Genomic DNA, 25222 nt, shown 5'->3' on the forward strand with positions numbered 1-25222 from the left:
TTATTGTCTGACCAATTAATGTTTTGCAATTAGCAGGATATTCAGTGAAATGTTCGATATTTAGAAATAATCATTTTAAAACGATTGATGAGGACGATTCGCCTATCTGCTAAATCGACTAAAAGTACATTTGATCTACAATGATTTCAAAAAAAGCAAAATACGCGCTTAAAGCGTTGAAGGTCTTGGCAGAGCAATACGGAAAAGGACCGGTGTTGATCTCTTATATTGCTGAAAAAGAGAAGATTCCGAAGAAGTTTTTGGAGGCCATATTACTTGACTTGCGTAACAATGGCGTTTTGCAAAGTCAAAAAGGAAAAGGCGGCGGTTATCTGTTGCGTGTGCCGCCGGGCGAAGTGAATTTTTCAAAAGTGCTGCGCATTATTGACGGTCCTATTGCACCGGCGCTCTGTGTTTCCATGTTTTTCTACGGCAGATGTGACGATTGCAAGGATGAGGAAACATGCAGCCTGCGCTCCGTTTTGGAGAGATGGCGTGATGCGAATCTCGCTGTTTTGGACAGAACAACATTAAATGATTTGCTGCAAGCTGAAAATGCACAGCATACAGATGTAATTTCTCAATTATAAGCGGTCCTTGCGCACATACAATCGTGTGTCGTCAAAGTCGCCAATAAGCTTGTAATTGCTTTGAACATATCGAAAAAGCTCAGGATAACTCGTTATTCCCTGGGCTTTTTTGTTTTGCACCCATGAGCTGTTTTTGCCAACCGCATCCAGCACAATCGCAGGCTTAGTCCGCTTCATGTCCGACAAATAGCGACTTTTATATCGTTCCCGCATCGCATGCTGAAAGATGGAGCGCTCAGAATGATTTTCCGCAGTTCCTTGCGCCAGTTGCGCTTCCACATAATACACACATTGCCAGCCCCAGACGACCATAAAATCACCCGCTTTGCTATATTTTTTCAATGCTTTTACAACAGGACTTTGAGCAAGAGTCCGGGCTTCAACGGACACAAATGCATTGAGTTTGCGCTCTTTTACAAAGTAATATGCATCATTGCCAACAAACCACAAGAGTAAAATAGCAGGAAAAACAACCGACCATTTTTCAATCCTGGAAAGTCCATAAGCAGCAAGAAGTGTCCAGGGAATGATGCAGAAATTGAGATAATGAATAAAATCATTGCCCGACTTTGTCACTGCGAAAATGCTGGCAATCAGCAGCGCAATGATGGTTAAGGGCAAAATGAGGTCAGCTTTCCTTACTCCAACATTTCGGATCACCTGTGCGAATCCAGCAATGATTGGAACAATGAGTGCCAATGTAAAGATCTGGAAATCAGGAGTGAGGCGGACGATTTTTATAAATTGAGCTGGAATGTCCAATATGCCTTTGCCTCCTGCATAAATGGCGTTTCCTAATAAATAGAAATCAATCAGATCCGTAAATACATTGAAAGCCAGCGTCCAGATCAGCACGGCAAACGGAAATGTTAATCCACCGAGTAACAAAAGAATGATTGGCCTCACTTCTTTTTTGGCTCTAAACCATTGATAGCCAATCCATAAAGCCGAAGCAGCCAAAACCAATGCTTGTGGGACAGCTTGCAGCTTCGCAAAGGGAATTGCACCGGCGGTTAATCCTAAAAAATATAAATTCCTGCCAAGCTTACCAGAGTCAATGCTCGCACGGGAAAGGAGCCAAATTGACAGCGAAAGCAAGAAAACAGGAAGCTGTTCACTTGAATAATGCACGAAGTCAACCTCTTGTGTAAAGGCTAAAAATAACAATGGAGCCAGCAATATTTTTCTGGCTATGGATGTTCCAAACCAGTTTTTTAATGATAAAAACAAGAATAACATTGCCCCACCCGCGCACAGCAAACCCATAATGCGTCCCGATGTGTAATCGATTTGGAAACCCAGAAGTTTGGGGATAACGAGCAAATAATTGTCAAGCGGGCCTATTGTGGTCCCGTCGACGGAGCGCCAGTAAACCGGGTCCTGGAATAAAGTGATGGCGTGGCTGAGCATTTGGCTTTCGTCCGGATTCAACTCCCTGTTGAAAACGATCACCGGTAAACGCATGAAAATCAGCAATATAATTGCTGACAGGATAAATATTTTACTGGGAATAGGCTTGTAAAAAGCGGAGAAGATAACAAACGCCGCCAGCACATATCCAATGAACCAATATACAGGCGGAGAATTGTCGAAAGTGATCATACGACCTAACTGAAAGTGTCTACTTTCTCAACAAAATCACGGTAATGAACTGCGGGAATGAAATGCTGCTGAGAGCGATATTGAAGCACCATAAACACGAGAAACAGCGAAATCAGGAAGGATTGCAGCATTAAAATCATCAGCGTGCTGCCCAATGTCGATGCCCATCCTGGCGTCGCATTGCCGATTAATTTAAGGAACAAGATGACAATGATGAATGCAATGGCCACACCCGACATGAAAATCGAAAAAATCAGAATGCGGACTGCTGTGGTGTCAACGAGCACGGAGATGGCACTTAATCCGTGTAAAACAAGCGAAACGAAGTTCATTTTGCTTTCCCCGGCCAATCTTTTTGCCCGGTTGGTCAGCACGGAATCGTAAGGGATTCTGGATCTGATAATGCCGCCCGGATAATTGTTCCAGATCTCCGAAACGCGAACCAGATTTTGTAACCGATTTTGCGGAACAAGACTGAAATTACCAAAAGTGATCACTTTTCCAGTGAGCATTTTGAACAACATTTTATAAATCACATAAAAAGACCTGAATAAAAGGTTCTCCGTCCGCTTGTTGCGCTCCGCAAAAATAATCTTTCCTGGTTCTTGTAATGATCTCTGTGCCAGCAAATTAATGTCGCTTGGAGCGTCTTCTCCGTCTGCGTCCATGACGATGACTTTGTCTGCGGCAATGTGTTCGGCCACGTAAGAAAGACCAATGGCAATGGCTTTTTGATGTCCTAGATTGCGATACAACCGTAAGACTTTGATTTCTTTTCCGCCAAAATGCACGAAAGGCTGTGTCCGCTCTTTGGAGGAGCAGTCGTCGACGATAAAAAGCGTGGTGTTGGTTAGAATTGAAGCTTGAAGATCCTCGTTGATCTTCTGTATAAGCATATTCAGCGCCTCCCAGTCGTTGAATTGCGGAATGATAATAACAAAATTTTCTGGCATGGGGGAGGAGTTTGAAAACCTCCGAAAGTGCTTCGGAGGCTTCTGAAATAATTAAACTGTTTTTACTCCTAATCGGGAAGAAATACCGTCGTGAATTTGTGTCAATGTCTCAGTGAGGCCATATTCCCAATTCCAGCCCGGATAATGCGATTTGAATTTCGAAAGGTCACTCACATACCAAATGTGGTCACCAATTCTATTAGTTTCTGAGTATGAATAAGACAACTTGTTTCCAGTGATTTCCTCGCACAATGCGATGGCTTCCAGCATAGAGCAGTTAGCGAAACGACCGCCCCCAGCATTGTAAACTTCGCCCGGACGTGGATTTTGATAAAAATGCCAGAACATATTAACAAGGTCATGGCTGTGAATGTTGTCACGAACCTGTTTTCCTTTATAACCAAAAATCGTGTAATGATTTCCGGTAATCGCGCATTTCATCAGGTAAGCAAGAAATCCGTGCAACTGAGCTCCCGAATGGTTTGGGCCGGTAAGACATCCGCCACGGAAAACCGCAGTTTTCATGCCAAAATAACGTCCATATTCCTGCACCATAATGTCGGCAGCAACTTTGGAAGCACCAAAAACGGAGTGTTTTGTGTGGTCAATGCTGTGTTGTTCATCAATTCCATTCTCGAAATAAGGGTGGTTTTGATCAATTTCCCAACGTGTTTCCAGCTCGATAAGTGGCAGATAATTGGGGTTATCGCCGTAAACTTTATTAGTAGAAGTGAAGATGAACACTGCTTCTGGCGTGTGCAGGCGTGTCATTTCCAGCATGTTAAGCGTTCCAACTGCATTAACACCAAAGTCAGTGAAGGGCTCTTTCGCTGCCCAGTCGTGGCTTGGCTGAGCGGCTGCATGAATGATCAGCTTAATGTCGGTTCCGTATTCTTTGAAAATGGGTTCCAGTTGGCTTACTTCGCGAATGTCAGCAGAGTAATGTTTGTAATTGTTGAACTGATCCTGGATCCTGCTGCGGTTCCAATCTGTATTTCCGTCAGCTCCAAAAAAGTATTCTCTTAAATTATTGTCAACCCCAATTACCAGATCAAACTTATCCGCTAAAAAAGCAACCGATTCACTTCCTATCAGTCCGGCAGAGCCGGTTACCAAAGCTATATTCATGTTTTTGTGTACTTTTAATTGCTTGTCCCTGCTTGATTTATATCAATGTATCCTGCCTCGAATACGTAAAGTAAATTAAAAATGTTCAATTGTCACAACTTCAGTTAGTCTAAGGGCACCTCTAACAGGATCATACGCTAAAACCCATATTGAAATTGTTCAATCCGTTATAAAAGCTGTTTCAAAAAAAAATATCCCCAGGAAGTGAGGATATCTTCAATATTTTTGAAAAGAATGCGCTTATTGCTTTACCAGAGCACTGGTTGTGCCACTGTATAATTTTGCTCTGATGTCATTTACACGTGTTTCCAACTCCGGTTTCGCGTCGTATTTGTAAGACATTTGACGTGGTAATGAGTCCGGGCTAACGCCGTAAACAACTTCATTGCCGACATTCAGGTCTTTTTGCTCAATGCGATTGTATTTCTGATACTCACACGAAGAAAGCAAGGCAAGACCGGCAACAAATGCAACAATTTTATAGAATTTCATTTCTTTGATCGTTCATAGTAATATGGGCAAAAATAACCGTCATTTTCATAACCACCAAATCGGCCCGGGCGAAATCTTATTTTTTTAGCTCGGCCAATTCATTGCGGACAAACTGCATCAGATCAGTGATATGCTGTTCCGAGAAATCAAAAGGAATGTTGGCCGCCTCGTAAATCTCGCCAATCGTCGCCGTGTAACCCAGTTTCAGCGCATCCAGATAACCTTTCAGGCCTTTTGCAGCGTCCTGACGATAATTTTTCCAAACGCCGATCGCTCCCAACTGTGCAATTCCATATTCGATATAATAAAAAGGAACCTCATAAATATGGAGCTGACGCTGCCACAAATACTTTCTGTAAACTTCGAGATCCGACCAATCCATTACGCTATCCGTAAACTCTCCATAAATGCGAACCCAGGCTTCCGTGCGTTGATCGGCCGAATGATCTGGATTTTCATACATCCAATGCTGGAATTTGTCGACGGTCGCAACCCATGGAAGGGTTTCAATGATAGATTCCAAATGCTGAATTTTCGCCCTTTTCAGGTCGCTTTCGTTTTCAAAGAACTCGTCCCAATAATCCATTGTGATCAATTCCATTGACATGGAAGCAAGTTCGGCAACCTCCGAAGGCGTATGTTTAAAGGAATTCAGTTTCAAATCGCGCGTGACCAGTGAATGCACCGCGTGACCGCCTTCATGCAAAAGCGTCACCATATCGCGCAAATTTGAAGTTGCATTCATGAAAATAAACGGAACGCCGATTTCGTCCAGGGGATAATTGTAGCCGCCCGGCGCTTTTCCTTTCCTGGATTCCAGGTCAAGGTGTTTCATGGTTTTCATCGTGCGCAGGCAATCGCCAAGGAAAGGATCGAGGCGGGAAAAGCAGCGGATCGTTTTGTTCAGCAGCTCTTCGCCCGTTTCAAATGGCTTCAACGGCGGCATCCCTTTCGGATCCACTTTTGTATCCCAGGGACGCAGCTGATCCACATTTAATGCTTCTTTTCTGGTTGCTGCCATATCATTCAACATGGGAACAATCGCTTTTTTTACAGATCCATGAAAATTGAAACAGTCTTCAGGCGTGTAATCAAAGCGGCCCATTGCTGCAAACATGTAATCGCGATAATTGCTGAAACCGGCATTTTTGCCCACGTTATCCCGAAGCGAAACAAGCTTGTTCAACAATTCGTCCAGCTTTTCATGGTCTTCATAACGTCTGCCGCTGATTGCCCGCCAAGCTTCTTCACGCACATTCCTGTGGGTGGATTGCAGTCGGTCGGCAGCTTTTTGCAAAGTCATTTCCTCGCCATCCAATGTCACCGTCATCGCGCCTGCGATGGCTCCGTAATGGCGCTCTTGGGTTTGCATTTCCGTGATAAGCGGAATGTTCTCATCGCGGAATATTTCAATTGCCTTCTTCATCCCGCGAACCGTGATGGCAAATCCAGGCTCAGTCAATTGGCTTAAATAAGGACTGTTGACCACTTTTTTATCCAATGCATTGCCATATTCAGCAAGTTTGGGCTGAATTTCAGAAATGAAAAATTGCAATGCATTGATCAGGCTTGTGTTTGCCGTATCGCAGGTCTGGCGAATGTAACGCCAGGCAAAATTTTCAGACAAATACGATTCAATTTCGCTGCGATCCAGAAACCATTGCTGCAAATCCTCGGCAGAATTAATCTCCCTATTTTTCAGATTCTCAAAAAACGGTTCAACATCTTCCCATTTTTTCAAATCAAATTCCTCCCCAATAAAGACACGCTTGGCCCGGGTTGGTATATTTACATTATCCGTTGTCATTCTGTAAAAGCTAGATACTGAATTTTTGAAGATTAATTTTTTACGTCTATGAATGTGCTTTCACTCAATTTTTGGATCCCTTTCATAAGATCAAGTCCTGTCAGCGATTTTCGCTGCTGCTCCACAGTATGGGCAAGAAACCGAAGTCGGTCTGTCTTAGACAGTCTTTGGCTGATCAAAATTGAGTTTAAACTTTCAATATTAGATAAAATTGCCAAGTCATTTATGCTAGCCATATCTCGAATATTTTCACCTTGTGAGACCCTTTGAGGATTAGCTTGTTTCCAGTCGCGTGCCGTACATCCCCACATAGCGATGTTCAATAAATCGGCTTCATCGGCATAAAGTAACCATTCTTTCGCTTTTGTATAACCTGCGTGCGGGATAATGTAGTTTTTGACTGCGTCCGTATGGATTTTGTAATTGGCCTTGCAAAGAACCCTCTTAACATTCCACTCGAGATTATACTGATTAGATTCAATTTCTTTTAATCGTTGGTATTCCTTAACTATGTATAATTGAAATACTGGACTAATCCACATGCCGAAATTAAAGGCTATATCCTTATGAGCATATGTTCCCCCATATCGCCCTGGTTTGGCAACTATTCCAATCGCATTGGTTTTTGCAACCCACTCTTTAACACTGATTTTGAAAGAATTGACTCCTGAATGACTTCTAATTGCGGCGAATTCGCCATGATTAAAATCAGGGTTGTACATTCCTTCCCAGGCATCGAGATATTCCAGTGTATTAACGTTCCTCAGCCAATCACTTACAAAGAAATCACCATCCTTTGCTTTTACCATGTCCGTTAAGCAAATATAGTCTTCCGAGTTTATGGTTAGTAAGCCAATTTCTATGTCTTGAACAATTAGTTTTGTGTTTTTTAGCATGTGTAAATGTTTAAATTATTAAACAGAGTCGGCTCTCTGTGTTGTATCCGTCAAATTGTCGGTGACGACGTTTTCGGTTTGTTGTACATTGGCAAAGGCGTATTCCATTTTTGTCCGGTCAAATTCTTTTTCATTGTTAGCAAGCCAAATCGTTGCGACGCCGTTTCCGATAAAATTGGTGATTGCTCTGGCCTCCGACATAAACCTGTCCACGCCCAGCAACAGCGCCAAACCTTCAACCGGAATCACTTTTATTGCCGTCAATGTCGACGCTAGCACGACAAAACCGCTTCCTGTAACGCCTGCAGCGCCTTTGGAAGTGACCATCAAAATGCCGATCAGCGAAAGAATTTGTCCGAATGTGAGATGCACATTGAAAACTTGCGCCAAAAAGATCGTCGCCATGGAAAGATAGATCGTCGTGCCGTCCAAATTGAAAGAATAACCAGCCGGAACCACGAGTCCGACAACGGGCTTGGAGCAGCCCATTCGTTCCAGTTTGACCATTAAGGAAGGCAAGCCCGCTTCCGATGATGAGGTTCCCAAAACAATGAGCAGTTCCTCACGAATGTATTTCAAATACGACCATAAGCTGACTTTGTAAGTTCGTAAAACCAGTCCCAGCACACCAAAAATGAAGATTGCCATAGTTGCGTAAACCGTTCCCATGAGCTTGGCAAGCGGCAGCAATGTGTGAATGCCGTATTTTCCAATGGTGTAAGCCATCCCGCCAAATGCACCGATCGGCGCGAAAATCATGACCAGATGCAAAGCGCGGAAAACATACTTGGAAAGGAAATTGAGCCATTCTGTGACTTTTTCTTTGCTAGAATATTTACTTAAAACGGTTCCCAAAACCAGCGAAACCAGCAGAACTTGGAGCGTAACATTATCCAGGAAAAATTGCAGCCAACTGAAATCCTGCACCTTACTGGTGTAAACCGAAGCGTCTCCTTTCTGCAAATTGCTTGTTACCACGCCTTTACCAGGCTGTATGATGTTGGCCACGATGACGCCCACGATAAGCGCAAGCGTGGTCACGATTTCAAAATAGATCAATGCCTTTGCCCCGACTTTTCCGACTTTTTTCAAATCGCCCATCCCAATGATGCCCAATGTGATGGTCAGGAAAATGATCGGGTTGATGAAAATCTTGACAATGTTGATAAACCCTTTTCCCAAAAACTCCATTTCCACCGCCTGTTGCGGAAAATAATGTCCCATGAACGCACCGGCGGTGATGGCGGTCAGGACCCAAAAAGTCAGGTTGGTGAATAGATTTTTCAATAGGATATGGATCTTAAATCAAGGCGTTTGACGCAAGTTTTGAAGTTACAATAATAAAAGCCGGAGGGATGACTCTGATGAAGGAAAAGTAAATTTTTATGAATTATTTATATCTGGTCTAAATTATAATTTTATATTTGCTCTACGTGGTCGCCGCCTCAGTAATTAGCGCGGACGCTATTGAAATAGTTTTGTTCAAACATTAATATGAAAATATTCTTTCACGTGCACGATTGAGACCCTAAACATTAAATTTCGCCATAGTAATTACAAAAAATCCGGTTTCGATTGAGCCGGTTTTTTTTGTCCATGAAATGGAGACCATCAAGATTAATCAATAAAATATTTTGTAAACTTTTTTAACACCAATTATATACAAATATTTGTAAAATAGATAGTTATGAAAAAGTTTTGGAAACTTTTTATTTTTTTTCTGAGATAGAAGTTTAAAAAGAATTAAATTTAGAACTGCATGTTACTTTCAATGATCTTCTGATATTTACTATGGAGTCTATTAAACCATCACAAATCCAGTCAACTTACACGACTGATGAAGCATATCAGGCTTCTCTTCAATACTTTAAAGGCGATGATCTGGCAGCGCGCGTTTGGGTGAATAAATACGCGCTTAAAGATTCTTACGGAGCGATATATGAGGCAACGCCGAATGACATGCACCGGCGCATTGCAAAGGAAATTGCACGTATAGAACAGCTTTACCCGAATCCATTAAGTGAGGACGAAGTTTTTGACCTGATTAAGGATTTCAAATACATTATTCCGCAGGGAAGTCCAATGACCGGGATTGGCAATCCATATCAAATTGCTTCTTTATCCAACTGTTTTGTAATTGGAAACAATGGTGAATCCGATTCATACGGCGGCATCATGAAAATTGACCAGGAGCAGGTTCAGCTGATGAAAAGACGCGGTGGCGTGGGACACGATTTGTCGCACATTCGTCCCAAAGGATCACCGGTGAAGAACTCTGCATTGACTTCCACGGGCATTGTTCCATTCATGGAGCGCTTTTCTAATTCAACGCGTGAAGTTGCACAGGACGGCCGCAGAGGCGCATTAATGCTTTCCGTGGCAATTAGACATCCTGATTCTGAGGACTTTATCGATGCAAAATTGGAGCAGGGAAAAGTGACGGGAGCCAATGTTTCGGTCCGCATGGATGACGAGTTCATGCGAGCGGTTGACTCAGGCAGCACTTACAGGCAACAATATCCGATTAAAAGCGCCACACCGACGCATGAAAAGGACATTGATGCAACCGCATTATGGAAAAAAATCGTTCACAATGCATGGCGTTCCGCCGAGCCGGGCATCTTGTTCTGGGACACGATCATCCGCGAATCCGTTCCCGATTGCTATGCGGATTTAGGCTACGAAACGGTTTCAACGAATCCCTGCGGTGAAATTCCGTTGTGTCCTTATGATTCATGTCGTTTGCTTGCGATCAATTTGTATTCGTATGTCGACAAACCTTTCACAGCGGAAGCGTCATTTAATTGGAGTTTGTTCAAAAAACATATTGCCGCCGCACAGCGCATGATGGACGATATTATCGATCTTGAATTGGAAAAAGTCGATGCTATCCTGCAAAAAATTGATGCAGATCCGGAAGATGAAGAGGTGAAACGCGTGGAACGCAATCTTTGGCTCAACATTCAGACCAAGGCGCGTGAAGGAAGAAGAACGGGCATTGGTATCACGGCGGAAGGCGATATGCTGGCTGCACTGGGCCTGCGTTACGGAAGCGATGAGGGCACGGAATTTGCGGTGGAAGTTCACAAAACGGTTGCATTGGAAGCTTACCGCGCATCGGTGCACACGGCCAAGGAAAGAGGTGCGTTCTCCATTTTCGATTCAGAAAGAGAGAAGAATAATCCTTTCATACTGAGGCTTAAAGAAGCAGATGCGCAACTCTATTACGAAATGCTGGAATATGGCCGCCGGAACATTGCCATGCTGACGATTGCGCCGACTGGAACCACGAGCCTGATGTCGCAAACCACTTCTGGAATTGAGCCGGTCTTTCTGCCGGTTTATAAAAGAAGAAGAAAGGTGAATCCAAATGACAAAGATGTTCGCGTTGATTTTGTAGATGAAGTGGGTGATTCCTGGGAAGAATACGTTGTTTTTCACCATCGTTTTAAGGAATGGATGGAGATTAACGGACATGATATCAGCAAAAATTACGCTCAGAAAGAACTGGATGATATTGTCAAAAAATCGCCTTACTACAAAGCAACTTCCAATGATGTTGACTATTTGAAAAAAGTAAAAATGCAAGGCGCGATCCAGAAATGGGTCGATCACTCGATCAGCGTAACCATTAATATGCCGAATGATGTTACCGAAGAGCTGGTTGGTGAATGTTACATGGAGGCATGGCGCGCTGGCTGTAAAGGAGTTACGGTTTACAGAGACGGTTCGCGTTCAGGTGTTTTGATTGCCAATACAGAAAAGAAGGAAGAAACAGCAACCGGTCAGGTGCCATTCCCGACAATCCGGCCACAGGTTTTGGAAGCCGATGTTGTTCGTTTTCAGAATAAAAAAGACAAGTGGATCGCGTTTGTAGGCCTGATTGGCAACCAGCCCTATGAGATTTTCACAGGATTGGCAGATGACGAAGATGGGATTCTGTTGCCAAGGTGGGTGAATGAAGGCGTAATTATTAAAAACCGCGAAGCCGACGGCAGTTCACGTTATGATTTCCAATACAAAAATACGCGTGGTTACAAAACGACAATCGAAGGACTTTCATATAAATTCAATCCTGAATATTGGAATTACGCAAAGTTGATTTCCAGCACGTTACGTCACGGAATGCAGATTGAGAAAGTGGTTGATCTAATCAGCAGTCTGCAACTGGACGAATCCATTAACACATGGAAAAACGGCGTTGCGCGTGCATTGAAACAATATATCCCGGATGGAACAGAAGCAAAAAAGCAGAAATGCCAGAATTGTAACTCGACGAATCTATTGTATCAGGAAGGATGTCTGACGTGCAAGGATTGCGGTTCGTCGAAATGCGGATAAGGAAAGACTTCCCAAGTCTTCAAGACTTGGGAAGTCTAAATATTGCGATTAATGCGTATCCTCCACAACACCCAGATAATTGAATGGCGTCAAGGCACGCAACTCTTCTCTTATTTTCTCAGGAACATCAAGCGTTTCGATGAAGCGTGAAATCGAGTCATGCGTTATTTTCTCGTTCGTTCTTGTCAGTTCTTTCAGTGCCTCGTAAGGTTTCGGATAACTTTCACGACGGAGAATGGTTTGGATTGCTTCCGAAACCACAGCCCAGTTTTCTTCAAGTTCGGCTTTCAGGATCTCTCCATTCAACTCAACTTTCCCCAAACCTTTCAGCAACGAATTCAAAGCAATGGCCAAATGCGCAAGCGGCACGCCAATGTTTCTCAAAACAGTTGAATCCGTCAAGTCACGCTGCAGACGTGAAACGGGCAGTTTTGCAGCGAAATGTTCAAATAATGCAGTTGCTAGTCCAAGGTTTCCTTCCGAGTTTTCGAAGTCAATCGGGTTAACCTTGTGCGGCATTGCCGATGAACCAACTTCCCCAGCCTTGATCTTTTGTTTGAAATAACCCATCGAAATGTAAGTCCACATATCGCGGTTCAGGTCTGTCAGGATCGTGTTCAGCCTTTTTAGGCAGTCAAATGTCGCGGCAAGATTGTCATAATGCTCAATCTGAGTGGTATGGCGGCTTCTTTTCAAACCCAAACCTTCAACAAAATGATTTGCAAATGCCATCCAGTCTTGTTTTGGATACGCAACGTGATGCGCGTTGAAGTTTCCCGTCGCACCGCCAAATTTTGCTGAATTCGGGATCTTATCCAGCATTTCCAACTGGCGTTCAAGTCTTTCTACAAATACAAGAAATTCCTTTCCAACGCGTGTCGGCGAAGCCGGTTGCCCGTGCGTGAAGGCAAGCATTGGCACATTCTTCCACTCGATGGACATTCTTTTTAACACAAAAAGCACCTGCCGAAACAAAGGTTTAATCTGCCTTTCCAAAGCGTCTTTTAGCGAAAGTGGAATGGCTGTGTTGTTGATATCCTGCGATGTCAGTCCAAAATGGATGAATTCCTGGCAAGATTCAATGCCAAGCTTTTCAAACTGTTCTTTGATAAAATACTCAACAGCCTTCACGTCGTGATTGGTAACCTTCTCGATATCTTTTATATGCAGCGCGTCGTCCTCGCTGAAATCTTCATAAATCTTGCGGAGGGAAGCGTAATTTTTCTTGTCAAACTCTGCCAACTGCGGCAGTGGAATCTCGCATAACGCGATAAAGTATTCTATTTCAACGTATACTCTATAATAGATTAGGGCATATTCAGAGAAATAGGCGGAAAGTTCGGAGACTTGTTTGTAGTAACGGCCGTCCACCGGAGAGATCGCCGTAAGTTGATTTAAAGACATGATTTTCAATGCAAAAATTGATTAACGGGCAAAGTTAGTGGAAATCAACGTCGAAAAATGGTAAAAAAGTCAGGAAATATTCTTTTTGGTATTGCTGTCAGAATTTATAAAACTATTCGCATATTCGCTGATCTAACCTTATTTGTAACTCATGCAACCTTCACCCTTTCTTGGCGAATTAATCGGAACAATGGTCCTCATTTTATTAGGTAACGGCGTCGTTGCCAATGTTGTTCTCAAACAAACGAAGGGAGAAAGTGCCGGCTGGATCGTGATTACGGCGGGTTGGGGTTTTGCGGTTATGATCGGGATATTTACTGCCAATGCATTTGGAAGCGCAGCCGCGCATTTGAATCCTGCGGTCACCGTCGGATTCGCTTTTCTTCGACAAGATTACAGTTTGCTTGCCAGTTACATTCCAGCACAGTTAATAGGGGCTTTTTTGGGAGCGGTTTTGGTTTGGATCCAATATTTTCCGCATTGGAAAGCCACAGATGATCCGGGTTCCAAACTGGCCTGCTTTGCAACTGGTCCAGCCATTCGATCAGCCGGCCCCAATTTTATTAGCGAATTCATTGCAACTATCATTTTGATCGTTGGCGTTGTGGCCATTGGTTATGCCGGCACATCGGACCCGGACAAAGGAGGAATTCCATCCGGCGTTACGCCTTATTTGGTGGGAATGCTTGTTTGGAGCATTGGATTGTCGTTGGGTGGAACAACAGGTTACGCGATTAACCCCGTTCGCGACCTTGGCCCCAGGATTGCACACGCCATTTTACCAATTCCAAATAAAGGAAGTTCAGACTGGTCTTATGGCTGGATTCCCGTGGCGGGCCCCATTTTAGGGGCCATCGCCGGAGGATTGATTTTGCGATTTTTCTATTTTTAATTATTCAACTGTCAATTTTCCACCTCCCGAATAACTGCGATATTCCCCTTGATACATGGCATCTGCTGCGGCAGGTCCGACAGTGAATATGCCTTTTGAAACAATGCGAACCTGGTAATAGAAGGTTTTCGCCACATTACTGGCCGTTGTGAAGAAGTGAATGCGATCGTCACGAATGTCAAGATATTCCGGGCTGGCCGCATTTTTAATCCATGGCATGTCGCGCGGTTCGGTGATTCTCGGATTTTCAATTTCAAAACCTGACGGAAGCAAATCGGTCACGACAACATTTTCGATCGGTAATCCATTGGTGCTTTCCAATGTCAATTTTACCACAACCAGGTCATTTTGGTGAAAAGCTTGCACCGGCGCGCCATCCCGCGTCAGGAATTGACGGCGAATGCTCATTCCCTGATCTTCCTCCATGTAATTGCCTGTTGCAGACATTCCTTCGGATTGCGAAAACCAATACAAATCGCCCGAGCCCTGTGTTTGAATTACAACTTTCTGATTATTAATTCCTTTCGAAACTTTGAGCTCTTTGCCGTTAAATGAAGCAAGATTTTTTCCATTTACAGAGACTGTCGCATTAACCGTCGAGCCAGCCGTTTTCTTGGCAAGTTTTCCTAACGCAAGCACGGAGAATGAAGCTTCCTGCGTGTTCAGATACGCAGCCGACTGAACTGTTTTGGACAATTGCCGCGCTAGAACAGAAATTTGCGGATTGTCCGGGTCGGATTCCACGAGCGTGTTCAGCACAAGCGACATGTTCCTCAATGGCGAAGAATAGCTGTTGTCGAAGGATTGCATTTCATTTTCAGGGACATATTTTTTTGGTAAAATCGCATTGAAACTTCTCGTATCGCCCGCCAGCTGGAAAGCGCCTGCCAGCAGATATTTTGAGTCAACCGTCAACAAATGTGGATTTTGCTTGTAATAATTCATAGAAGCACGGTTCGGGTGACCATTCAAAGCGAGGACATATAATGAGTAAACCGCTTCGCGGCGCACAACCGACTTGCGCGACTGCGAACCTGATGAAGGCTCATTGCCATATGCAAGGCCATTGCCTGTGCTTGCAACCACAACTTCCTTATTGGCGGCTGTGCCGGTTTTGGAGCCCAGATAATCCAGCGCGCGGCTCAGCGTTTTTGCATTGATTTCAAAGCCTGCCCTTCTTGCTTCTTCCAGAAAATGAACGGCATATGCAGTCGCCCACCAGTCTTCCTGCGTTGCCCCTGGCCACATGCCGAATCCACCATTGAACAGTTGCTGTGATTCTATCTTCCGGATGGCTTGCTGCACATTGGTCATCGGATTAAAATCACTTTCTCCGCTTTTAACTGTGTACACGGGCGCGGCCATGGCCTTGGTTAGGTCGGCGAAGTAAATTTGTGGAAATGCCTTAGATACAGTTTGTTCCAGACAGCCGTAAGGATAGCCCAACAGCGTTGCAAGTGCTTTTCCACCGCCTTGCACCAGAGGCGACCGACTCAAAACAAGCTGGCTTCTGCTGGTTGCGGGAATAAATGACGAGGCAAGATTAATAATGCTTTGCTTGTTTCCGGCAATCTGCCCGGAATTGCTGGTTTTTAAAAGCGGAGAAGCTGGCCGAACCGTGATGGGAGTTTGATTTACAAATGTTTCCCCAAAAGCGGCGACCTTGATTGTAACATTGGCCAGGCCAATCGCCTGTAAAGCTTTAAATGAGAAAACCGCCCGGGCTTCTTTTCCCGGCGAAATGGTCATTGATTGCGTCAAAGGAGTTGTTCCGGCGGCCAATGGTCCATTTAGCTGAACTGTTACAGTTGCGTTTGCAGGCTTTTTCTCGGTGTTACTAATGTTGACAGGCAGTGTAAGTTCATCGCCGGGGCTCAAAAATCTGGGTAAGCCAGCGCTAATGACAACGGGATCAGCCACTTTCATGTTCTTGGTTGAGGAGCCGAATGCATTGTCTTTATAAGCAACAGCCATAATGCGCAGGTCACCGCTGAATTGCGGAATGTTAATGTCAAAAGTCGCTTCCCCGCTTCCATTCGCAGTCAGCACGCCGCTCCAAAATGAAACCAATTCGGTGCGTCCGTTGCTTAGCGGATTAATCCTTCTTTCCAGATCATAACCGTCACCACCAAAACTCGATGAGCCGCTGATTTTCAAATCGGGAAAAAGTAGTGCATATAAATCGTGCGTTGTAACTTCCAGCGCACATTTCTGATAAAAATGCCCGTGAATGTCAGGCGTCTTTGAATTCTTGATCTGCAAAATGCCCTCGTCCACAACGGCTAATGTAATCTGTGCATTGGGAGCAGTTTTTACTCTGATTTGCTGTTTAGTTTTGGATCGTGATTTTTCAATGGCAGTGATCGCGACGGATAATTTGCGGTCGGGATCTTCCACGAGGATAGGGATAAAACCGTGTGCAACCGTCAACGGCATATCCGAATCATCGAAAGGACGAATTAATGTTGCAGTGACGAAGACATTGGGTAAATGCTCTTCTTTTAAATTGATTTTCAGTTCAGCTGCCTTTTTCTCCGTTTTAAGAATGTGTTGTTCCAGCACATTGTTTCTCTCTACGGTCACCAAAAGTCTGCCGTCAAATGGCGTTTTAAATAACACATTGGCAGACTCTCCAACTTTATAATTGTTTTTATCCGTCTCCATTAAAACACGCCCTTCGTTGCTTACTTCAAATGACGAGTATTGCGTGTAACCATGGCCGTATGCATAAAAATTGGCCAATGTATAATGTTCAGCGCCGGGCCTGCGAACGCGAACTTCATATTCCCCGGAAACAGTTGGCACATATTGAATCGCACCTTTTCCATTTGCAAGATTCAATGTTGTTGAGTAAACGGTCTTCTCTTTTTTTCGGGATGTGTATTGCAGTACGTCATATTTTTTCTCTACAACTGTCTGATATTCAAGGCGGACGACTTCGACTTTGGCAGAGCTTTTTTGCAAAACACCTTTGCTGTTGACTCCGATAATTTCAACGGGAACAGGAGCATTTGTTCCTACATATGCGTCGGGAAGGCGAATTCCGTAAAAAACTGGCTGAGTGAACACATCAAAACGCTGCAGGCGATTTATAGGACGGCCATTTTCATCAAAAACGGTCACATAAATTTTCCCCTCCAAAACACCAATGTCTTTTAGGTCAGCGGAGATCGGAAAGCTTTCTGTTGCCTGTCCCTGTTCGTTCGTAACGCCCTGGCGACTTTGCCTTTCGAATGCGGTTTCAGCGGGAATGTCAAATACAAACTCGGGAAATGCGGCCGCTGAAAAGTCTTTTCTTTTGAGCTGGGACGCCATTTCATAATTGCGGTTGCTCGCAGGAGGGCCAAACAGGTTAAATGCTGTCGCAGTCAGCGATACATTATTTCCGGAAACATACTCCTTTGCAGCGCCACTCAAATCCACCTTAATGCGATCAGGCATGAATTCTTCCACGCTTACGGCATGCGAGGCAAGCAAAATTTCATTGCCATTGTAAACTTCCAAAACGTAAGTTCCGGTTAGTCCGGCCGCATCCACCGGAACTTCTATTTGAACCGCTCCCTGACTGTTCGTGCTTTTTCGCCAAGTCCGATATTCACGTCCATTGGGCGTAAGCATGCGAAGTTTAAGTGGAATTTCACTAGCGCTTTCCCATTTTTTAGTACGGATAACCGTGTTAAAATACATGGTTTCACCAGGGCGATAAATGTCGCGTTGACCGTAGATAAATGCTTGCAAGCCTGACGCATTGTCGCGCAAACCTTCAACTTCAAAACGGGAGGTCTCAACTTGTGTGTCATTGAGAATGAGATAATTGAAATCTTCATCTAAACTGGCGGTCAGCATCGCGATTTTGAAGCCAGGCGCTTTTTCACTCAATTTTTCGACATGCGCAACGCCGTCTCCGTCAGTATTAATTGTATGAACATTCTGATTGTTGTGGCTTACAAGGGTAATTTCAACATTGCCCAGCGGCTCATTGGTTTTGATCGAATTGGCGTAAATCCAAATCTCATCTTTGCCCTGTTTCGCAATCAATCCAATGTCCGAAATGGAGACAAGCTTTACGGCGCCCAAATAAGCCTCGTCTTTGGAATTTACGGAAACGAGATACACGCCCTTGCGTTTATTATCTTCTGGCAGCGCAACATTCAATGCAGCGATCCCTTTGCTTTTTGGAAGGTTTTCTGTTTCGACCGTTTTGTCAACGATAATGTCACTGAGTTCATTTTCACGGTCTTCGCTATAATTAAATGCACCGGTCGGCAGCCATTCGTCGCCGGAATAACCATAGTCGTTCCACCGATTGTTACGGATATAACTGAGTATGTTGTTGGCATATAATTTGGAAATGCGCACCTGAACTTTTGGAATGTTCACAATCTGCACACCCAGGTTTTTAGAGCCTTTTGGCGTCATGTAAAGTGCTTTTTTATTAGCAAAAGACACAGAAGCCGGCATTTTCCCAAAAAACAAATCCTTCGAGGTCTCATCTTCTGGGAAAGCTCCTAAAACTCCCTTCAATGTTTTATTAATAAGCAAATTATAAGTTTCAGTCTCATTAAATTCTCCTCGGATGATGAATCCATTTTCTGTGGGTTCAGTTTGCACGGCGAGTTGCGGGTTTAGTGTAAAACCCGTTGCAATGCTTTCTTTGTCAAGCTCCTGGGTCGTGATAATGCGTGCATAACCCGCATTGTTTTCGTAACCAGTCTTAATATCAACGACTTCCAGATGAAGCGGCGATGGAATGCTCGCATTGCTGGCAATGATTTCCTGACTTGTGTAAGATGTGTTTTGAACTTTAATTCCCTTTTCAATCGCAATTTTGACGGGAATTGGATTGTTATCCGCCTTGCCCGTGTTGCTCAAAGCAAGCGTTACAGAATGGTCATTTGTGGCAGGAAGAATTTTGTAATCCAATGACTTGTCTGAAAGCATAACTTTCAGTTTTTCAGCGACATTCTGGCTATTAACGGGATAATTGAAGGTCAGCCTGAGCCTCGCTTCTTGTCTCCCGGATTCCGGCGAGAGCGTCCACCAGCTTTCGGTTTCAGCCAATTGGAGATAAGGTGTGTGAAAATCCAAAGGTTCCTTGGAAACAGCGAGTTTCGAATTTTTGTCTGCTTTCTCTACAAGCAGGTCTGTGAGTTTGGCAGTATATTTTGTGGCCGCGCCGAAGCCGGAAATGGGTGAAAAAACGAGTTCGTTAGGGGCAGCCCATTTGAATTTTCCGCGCACTGCGGGCTCAAAATGAATGTATTGCGTGGAATCCCAGTCGTTTAACTCGCTTTCAGAAACAATGTCTTTATTGAAGGTAAAAACCAAGTTTTGTGACTGACCTATCTCCTCTGTAAAATTGGTTCCTGAAACGCGGATCTCATTAAGTGACGAACAACTATTGAATGTAAATGCAGTGAAAAAAAGTAAAAAGAACGCAACAGCAGAAATCTTTTTCATAGTGAAGAAGGGAGAAAACGGAAGTTTAAAACACGCATAAAAGAAGTGCTACGAAATTAGTTCTATTAGCAGCATAACGACGGAAATGCCAGATTGAAATTAGCTAATGGTAAAATTTTTGCTGTGAAAGGTTGAATGATTGCACAACCAAGAATAGCCATTCTCAGGGCTTCTTACCAAGATAGCCTTATGAGATGACTTAGCCTTACTTAATGAATAAACGGTTAAGATTTATTTTTTGCCGGTAAAAAACCCTCAGAACTGCTCCATCACTTCACCGATTTCGCGGGTTCCTTCGAAGAATGATAAGAGACGCATTAATATGCCTTCGACGACGGCATCCGGGCAGGAGGCACCGCATGTGAGCATGATGCGGACGGGCTCATGTTGGGGTAAGTAATTTTCGGTTACCACTTCTTCCTTTGTATGCATGTTGAAGTGCCTAATCAGCTGCTTATCAAGGATTTTATTAACTGACTCAATGAAGTAAGTTGGGAATTTCTGTTCGCAAAGCTCCACTAAATGGGATGTGTTGGAGCTGTTATAACCGCCTGCAACAATGACCAGATTTGCCTGATGGGTTAGCAATGCATAAGTCGCGTCCTGGTTGTCGTTTGTGGCGTAGCACAGTGTGTCGCGTGTGTTGGCAAACCGATCCTCGACCTGCTCTGGCCGGAGGCCATAATGCCTGATAATGTTGTGTTTCAAAAAATCTGAAATTCCCTGTGTATCAGACGCAAGCATGGTCGTCTGGTTCACCACGCCAATGCGCTGCAAATCTTTTTCCGGATCAAAACCCGCAGAATATTGGCCCGCAAAATCAATGAAAAACTGCGAAGCCGGTAAATTTCCGATCATGTATTCGGCCAGGCGCTCGGCTTGCTTCATGTTTTCAACCACAACGGTCGGGGCGTTTTCCTTACTGTGCGAAAATGTGGCCCTCGTTTCCTCGTGATTGGGTTTTCCGTGAACGACGATCGTGTAATTTTTCTCGCCAATCTGAGCCGCGCGGTTCCAAACTTTCTCTACAAACGGACAGGTGGTATCATATATATAAGCATTGATGCCCAGTTCTGTAAGCTTTTGATGGTTTTCAATGGTTGTGCCAAATGCAGGAACAATCACAATGTCTTCCGCCGTAAGCGCTTCCCACGGAATCAAAGGGTTCCCCTTGGTGTCCATAATGAACCGAACGCCACGTTCAAGCAAGTCGCGGTTTACATCCGGATTGTGGATCATTTCACTGAGAAGGAAGATGCGTTTGTCAGGATTTTCTGCAATGGCTTTATAGGCAATGTCAATGGCGTTTTCTACACCATAACAAAATCCAAAATGGCGTGCAATGAGGAATTGCACCGGACCAAAATCAAGCAATGTAGGCGAATAGTCACGTTTCAGCTTATCATTTTTACGACGGAATTCCTTGATCGGGGTGATAATCCGGCTCCGGTAAAAATCAGGAATGTTGAACGTTTTCATTGACTAATTTGGTAGATTGCAAATAACAAAATAGGATATATTATAACCAATATTCAAAGAAATACTGACCTTTTTTAACAACACAGGCCGGTAACACATTGTTCGCCTACACTGTTCCGAAAAAAAATCTTTCGTAGATGCAACATGTCGTTTCATCTACTGTCCTTTATACAGAACGTTCAAATATATATTAGCCTTCTGCTTGAAAACACAATTTTACCCTGACCGGCACGTCGAACTGGTGGAGCGTTGTAAACTCGGTGAGCGCAAAGCGCAATATGAGCTTTACAAGTCGTACTCCAAGGCCATGTTCAACATTTGCATGCGGATATTGAACCATTTGGGGGAAGCAGAGGACGCTTTGCAAGAGGCATTTGTGGATGCCTTTACAAACCTGCACCAATTTCGGCAGCAGTCGACATTTGGTGCGTGGCTGAAACAAATTGTCGTCAATAAGGCGATTAACCACATGCGGAGCAGGAAGGTGAAATGGGTGGAGATTGAAGAATGGCAGGAAACGATGGAAGACAGCGACGGGAATGAAAGTTATTTTGGAATGGATGAGCATGAGACGAATCTGGAAGTGGAGCGTGTTCGCAACACTGTTCAGAAGCTGCCGGATGGTTACAGAGTCGTTTTGAGCCTTTATTTATTCGAGGGATATGATCACGAGGAAATAGGAGAGGTGCTGGGAATCAGTGAAACGACCTCGAGAACACAATATATGCGGGCTAAAAGGAAGCTCACGGAGATGCTTGCGAAATAGTTATTACAAAATGGTTAAACTTAATTGGTTCATTTTCATCTAAATGATTACGGATTTGAGAACATTATTTACACATGACAAGTTAATGAATCTATGAAAAATTCTTCAGATAAAAAAGATCGATTGGAGCGGTTTGTGCGAGATAACAGGGATGGATTTGATACTTTTTCACCGCAGGATTCTTTATGGAGTCAGATCGATAGCAAATTACATAGCGAGATTCCGATAGTGCCGGAAAAATCCAAAAAAAAAATTAGGCGATTAAGCAGTCCTTATTTTGACTGGCGCATTGCCGCCGGTGTGTTCTTGGCCCTCGGAATTGGTTTTTTAGTTTACCTCAATAACGAATACGGCATAACCCGCGATCCGCGTGTGGCTTTGAAAGTCCCCACCTATGCCCGTGAATTCAATGCTTACAATGTTGCAATAGACCAGAAAAGAGAGGAAATCATTAAGCTCGCACGGAACAATCCGGAGTTGTATAAAGATTTCTCCGCCGATCTGGAAGGTCTGGAAGTAAGTTATAAAAACCTGCGGTCCAATTTGTCCAATGCGCCTAATCAGGAAGCATTATTGGAGGCTATGGTTCAAAACTTACAGTGGCAGGTCGACCTGCTTAACCAACAATTAGAAATTTTGCAACGCATTAATAAAGTAAAAAATGGAGACGATAAAGAAATTAATAATTCACCTGTTATTTAGCATCATTGCCGTGCTGCCACAGGTGGCGATGGCGGCAGGCCCGGACCCTGAACAAAACGGTCTGATCGAGAAACGACGTAATATTGTAAAGGTTTTTAATGTGGCAAACGATGACCAGCTGGTGGTTGATAACCAGTTTGGACAAGTCAAAATCAATCTGTGGAACAGAGATGAAATAAAGGTTGAGATTATCGTGACTGCCAATGCGCCCACGGACGGCCGCGCATCCGAATATTTGGGTGCTGTGAAAATCGACGAAAAGCGATATAAAAATCAAATTGGCTTAACCACGCACATCGACAGAAGCCAGTTTGGAAACAGTGGCTGGAACAATAAAAAAGGCGAAAAGAACTTCATACAAATCGATTACACGGTTTATATGCCAAAGGAAAACGCGCTGATCGTGCGTAATAAATTCGGCGACACGGACATTCCGTCATTTCACGCGCCATTGACCGTTGACTCACGTTACGGAAATTTTGTTGCCAATCTGCTGGATAATGCGGAAAACATCATTGATGTGAAGTATGGAAGCGCAAAAATTGGCAGAATGGATGGAGGAAAGCTGGAATGTCAATATTCAAACTTGAAACTCGATCTTGCCAAAAAAGTTTTTATAACCAACAAATTCGGTGAGCTGAACATTGGCGATGTTACCAACTTAGATGCGGATATTGATTATTCCGGTGCGAAGATTGGCACAATGCGCGGGTCCGGAAAAATTAAGCTGAATTATTCAGGAAATTTTAAAATCGATCAATTGACCAATTCTGCGGAAAACATTGATATTCAGGCTTCCTATTCCTCGATCATTCTCCCTGCCGATGCAAATCAGTTCAATGTGACAGTGACTTATGGCAATTTCAGTTATCCCGCTTCCAATGTCAATTTTTCCATGCAGCCTTCGAAAGACGACAAGTCTTATAAGCAAAAGCAATATCAGGGAAAAGTGGGCACCGGATCAGGAACCAGAATCACCGTTGTGTCACGATTCGGAGATGTAAAATTGAAAGATTAAGTATTTCTAAAACAGCTATTTATCCTCAACCATTATATTGTATTTGAAATCCAGCGGATCGAAAACGTCAAACAATTTTTCGATAAACTCCGGATCATTAATGTAAAAATTCAGCAGATTATCATAGCGTTCCTGGGCGATTCCGTTCGGGAACAGCTTGTTTTTAAGGCCTATCAGTTGATTTATTTCTGACTCGTGATTGCGCTCTTCCGCTTTGATAATGCGCTTTTCAAGGTGTTTCAATGAGTTAAGCAACCGCGTTTGCTCCGCTTTCACTGCGCCATGCATCGTCTGATCCACAGCCGTCGCCTTGCTCAAAATTGCCTCAAAAACGTCGTTAAATGCCTCCTTCTGGTCTTCCAGATTTAACACATGTTCCGAATTCCGCTCAACAAATATTTTCCGCAAGGCCACCTCATCCAGAAAAAGATCTTTGTAATTAATTTTCAATTTCTGCGCCTTTTTACATTGCTGATTGTTGATATACAATGCAAAGTTCCGAGGCATAAGCATTGGGAAGGGCACATTGTAATGATCAAAAACGCCTTTAAGCTGCATCCAATACGGCACTTCTGACGGTCCGCCTATATACGCAAGATTTGGTAAAATAATCTCTTCATATAGTGGCCGCAAAACAACATTAGGACTGAAAAAATCCGGCTTTTGCGCAGCCAGTTCCAGGATTTCAGATTCAGTGAAAGTAATGTCCGTATTCAGAACCTGATATGAATCACCGTTTTTAGTAATTCTTTCGCGGATTCCGTTGTCCAGATAAAAAAGATTAATTTCTCTTGCATGGAGCGGCGTGTGATAACCCAGAGAATTGAGTTTGCCGGTGGTTTCGGTGACGAGTTTCTCCGAAATGGATGTGGTTAATTCTTCCTTTATGACGGGCAGGAAGTGCCTTTTTAAATCAGCATTATCGGCATCAAGACTTATCAAGCCATGCTGCCCGAACAATTCGTGCATATAACATCGCACCGCATTGGCAAGCGTGGCGTTTTCCAAATATGCCTTTGCAAACAACGTGGGCTTATCCGGCAATTGTTTCAATATGCTTTCCAATTCCTTGGGATTCAGCCTGCCAACCGCGCCTTTATGCTCGCCCGTCCATTTATGCGTTTGTCCGAACAGATGAAATGTGGCAACCTCCTCAAAATCATGATCTTCGGAAGCCATCCAATAAATTGGCACAAAGTTGTATTCCGGGTATGCGTCTTTAAGTGCTCTTGCAAGTTTTACCGTCGTTACAATTTTGTAAATAATGTAAAGCGGGCCAGTGAAAATATTCAGCTGGTGGCCAGTTGTGACGGTAAATGTATTTTCCTTTAATAAAATCGAAAAGTCGGGAAGATAAGGCAATCCGTGATATTGTTTCTCTAAAACCTCGACCAGCGTTTTACGTTTTTCCTTATCAAAATTTGACTTGGTGATGATCGCATCTTTTGCATTTTCAAGCGTCGGATAAGTGCTGTAAAACGTTTCCAGCGCAGGTTTTTGATCAAGATAATCAAGCAGCAATGCAGGAAACTGGCCCGTTGTACGAAGATCCAGGGAATGCAGGGTCATGAAAGGTGGTTTTTCAGAAGCTATTAGAGAATCCAACGTAAATTATTTAACGATATTTTATACAAAACGAACCGATCACCTAACGTGAAAACAGCGGACTTTGGTTTCCCAAAATTGCGCATT

General features: G+C 43.7%; 17 protein-coding genes. 6 read left to right on the forward strand and 11 right to left on the reverse strand.

The genetic code is table 11. From position 1 onward, the window contains the following. Positions 1-140 precede the first annotated feature (140 nt). The gene (locus tag LZG73_RS20080) at positions 141-590 is read left to right on the forward strand and encodes an Rrf2 family transcriptional regulator (protein ID WP_233853966.1); all 450 of its coding nucleotides are present in this window, start codon (positions 141-143) and stop codon (positions 588-590) included. On the opposite strand, the gene LZG73_RS20085 is transcribed toward LZG73_RS20080, so the two are convergent. The 7 genes from LZG73_RS20085 to LZG73_RS20115 all read right to left on the reverse strand — a co-directional run bounded on the left by LZG73_RS20085 (position 585) and on the right by LZG73_RS20115 (position 8755). Further along, positions 585-2192: a hypothetical protein gene (locus LZG73_RS20085; protein WP_233853967.1), complete on the reverse strand. Its 1608-nt coding sequence runs from the start codon at positions 2190-2192 to the stop codon at positions 585-587. The genes LZG73_RS20080 and LZG73_RS20085 overlap by 6 nt on opposite strands. A 5-nt stretch (positions 2193-2197) precedes the next feature. Then, on the reverse strand, positions 2198-3145 hold the full coding sequence (locus LZG73_RS20090; RefSeq protein WP_233853968.1) for a glycosyltransferase: 948 nt from the start codon (positions 3143-3145) through the stop codon (positions 2198-2200). Between the two features lie 51 nt (positions 3146-3196). Then, positions 3197-4273, reverse strand: coding sequence for an NAD-dependent epimerase/dehydratase family protein (locus LZG73_RS20095; protein WP_233853969.1), 1077 nt, complete (start codon positions 4271-4273; stop codon positions 3197-3199). A 240-nt stretch (positions 4274-4513) separates the two neighbouring features. Then, on the reverse strand, positions 4514-4765 hold the full coding sequence (locus LZG73_RS20100; RefSeq protein WP_233853970.1) for a hypothetical protein: 252 nt from the start codon (positions 4763-4765) through the stop codon (positions 4514-4516). A 76-nt stretch (positions 4766-4841) separates the two neighbouring features. Then, positions 4842-6572 (reverse strand): M3 family oligoendopeptidase, encoded by a 1731-nt coding sequence (locus tag LZG73_RS20105; RefSeq protein WP_233853971.1) that lies wholly within the window; start codon positions 6570-6572, stop codon positions 4842-4844. A 32-nt stretch (positions 6573-6604) separates the two neighbouring features. After that, the gene (locus tag LZG73_RS20110) at positions 6605-7468 is read right to left on the reverse strand and encodes a KilA-N domain-containing protein (RefSeq protein ID WP_233853973.1); all 864 of its coding nucleotides are present in this window, start codon (positions 7466-7468) and stop codon (positions 6605-6607) included. A gap of 18 nt (positions 7469-7486) precedes the next feature. Further along, positions 7487-8755, reverse strand: a complete 1269-nt coding sequence (locus LZG73_RS20115; protein WP_255697266.1) for a cation:dicarboxylate symporter family transporter — start codon at positions 8753-8755, stop codon at positions 7487-7489. 504 nt (positions 8756-9259) lie between these two features. On the opposite strand from LZG73_RS20115, the gene LZG73_RS20120 reads away from it, so the two are divergent. Further along, the gene (locus LZG73_RS20120; protein ID WP_233853976.1) at positions 9260-11809 is read left to right on the forward strand and encodes an adenosylcobalamin-dependent ribonucleoside-diphosphate reductase; all 2550 of its coding nucleotides are present in this window, start codon (positions 9260-9262) and stop codon (positions 11807-11809) included. A 48-nt stretch (positions 11810-11857) separates the two neighbouring features. Here the strand turns inward: LZG73_RS20120 and purB are convergent, their stop codons facing one another. Continuing rightward, positions 11858-13213: an adenylosuccinate lyase gene (gene purB / locus LZG73_RS20125; protein ID WP_233853978.1), complete on the reverse strand. Its 1356-nt coding sequence runs from the start codon at positions 13211-13213 to the stop codon at positions 11858-11860. 151 nt (positions 13214-13364) lie between these two features. Between purB and LZG73_RS20130 the strand changes: the two genes are divergently transcribed. Next, positions 13365-14105, forward strand: a complete 741-nt coding sequence (locus tag LZG73_RS20130) for an MIP/aquaporin family protein (protein ID WP_233853980.1) — start codon at positions 13365-13367, stop codon at positions 14103-14105. Here the strand turns inward: LZG73_RS20130 and LZG73_RS20135 are convergent, their stop codons facing one another. Both LZG73_RS20135 and LZG73_RS20140 read right to left on the reverse strand, forming a co-directional pair. Then, positions 14106-19565: an alpha-2-macroglobulin gene (locus tag LZG73_RS20135; protein ID WP_233853983.1), complete on the reverse strand. Its 5460-nt coding sequence runs from the start codon at positions 19563-19565 to the stop codon at positions 14106-14108. Between the two features lie 255 nt (positions 19566-19820). Then, positions 19821-21044 (reverse strand): 4-hydroxy-3-methylbut-2-enyl diphosphate reductase, encoded by a 1224-nt coding sequence (locus tag LZG73_RS20140; protein ID WP_233853984.1) that lies wholly within the window; start codon positions 21042-21044, stop codon positions 19821-19823. Positions 21045-21246: 202 nt separating this feature from the next. Here LZG73_RS20140 and LZG73_RS20145 point away from each other — a divergent pair, with 202 nt between their 5' ends. From LZG73_RS20145 to LZG73_RS20155, 3 genes are all read left to right on the forward strand, one after another. Continuing rightward, positions 21247-21810: an RNA polymerase sigma factor gene (locus LZG73_RS20145; protein ID WP_233853985.1), complete on the forward strand. Its 564-nt coding sequence runs from the start codon at positions 21247-21249 to the stop codon at positions 21808-21810. A gap of 93 nt (positions 21811-21903) precedes the next feature. Beyond that, positions 21904-22512 (forward strand): hypothetical protein, encoded by a 609-nt coding sequence (locus LZG73_RS20150; RefSeq protein ID WP_233853986.1) that lies wholly within the window; start codon positions 21904-21906, stop codon positions 22510-22512. Continuing rightward, positions 22472-23530, forward strand: coding sequence for a hypothetical protein (locus LZG73_RS20155; protein ID WP_233853988.1), 1059 nt, complete (start codon positions 22472-22474; stop codon positions 23528-23530). Before LZG73_RS20150 ends, LZG73_RS20155 begins: the two co-directional genes overlap by 41 nt. 15 nt (positions 23531-23545) lie before the next feature. On the opposite strand, the gene bshC is transcribed toward LZG73_RS20155, so the two are convergent. After that, positions 23546-25099, reverse strand: a complete 1554-nt coding sequence (gene bshC, locus LZG73_RS20160) for a bacillithiol biosynthesis cysteine-adding enzyme BshC (RefSeq protein WP_233853989.1) — start codon at positions 25097-25099, stop codon at positions 23546-23548. Positions 25100-25222 lie beyond the last annotated feature (123 nt).

The organism is Dyadobacter sp. CY326, assembly GCF_021390515.1.
Classification (GTDB): Bacteria; Bacteroidota; Bacteroidia; order Cytophagales; family Spirosomataceae; genus Dyadobacter.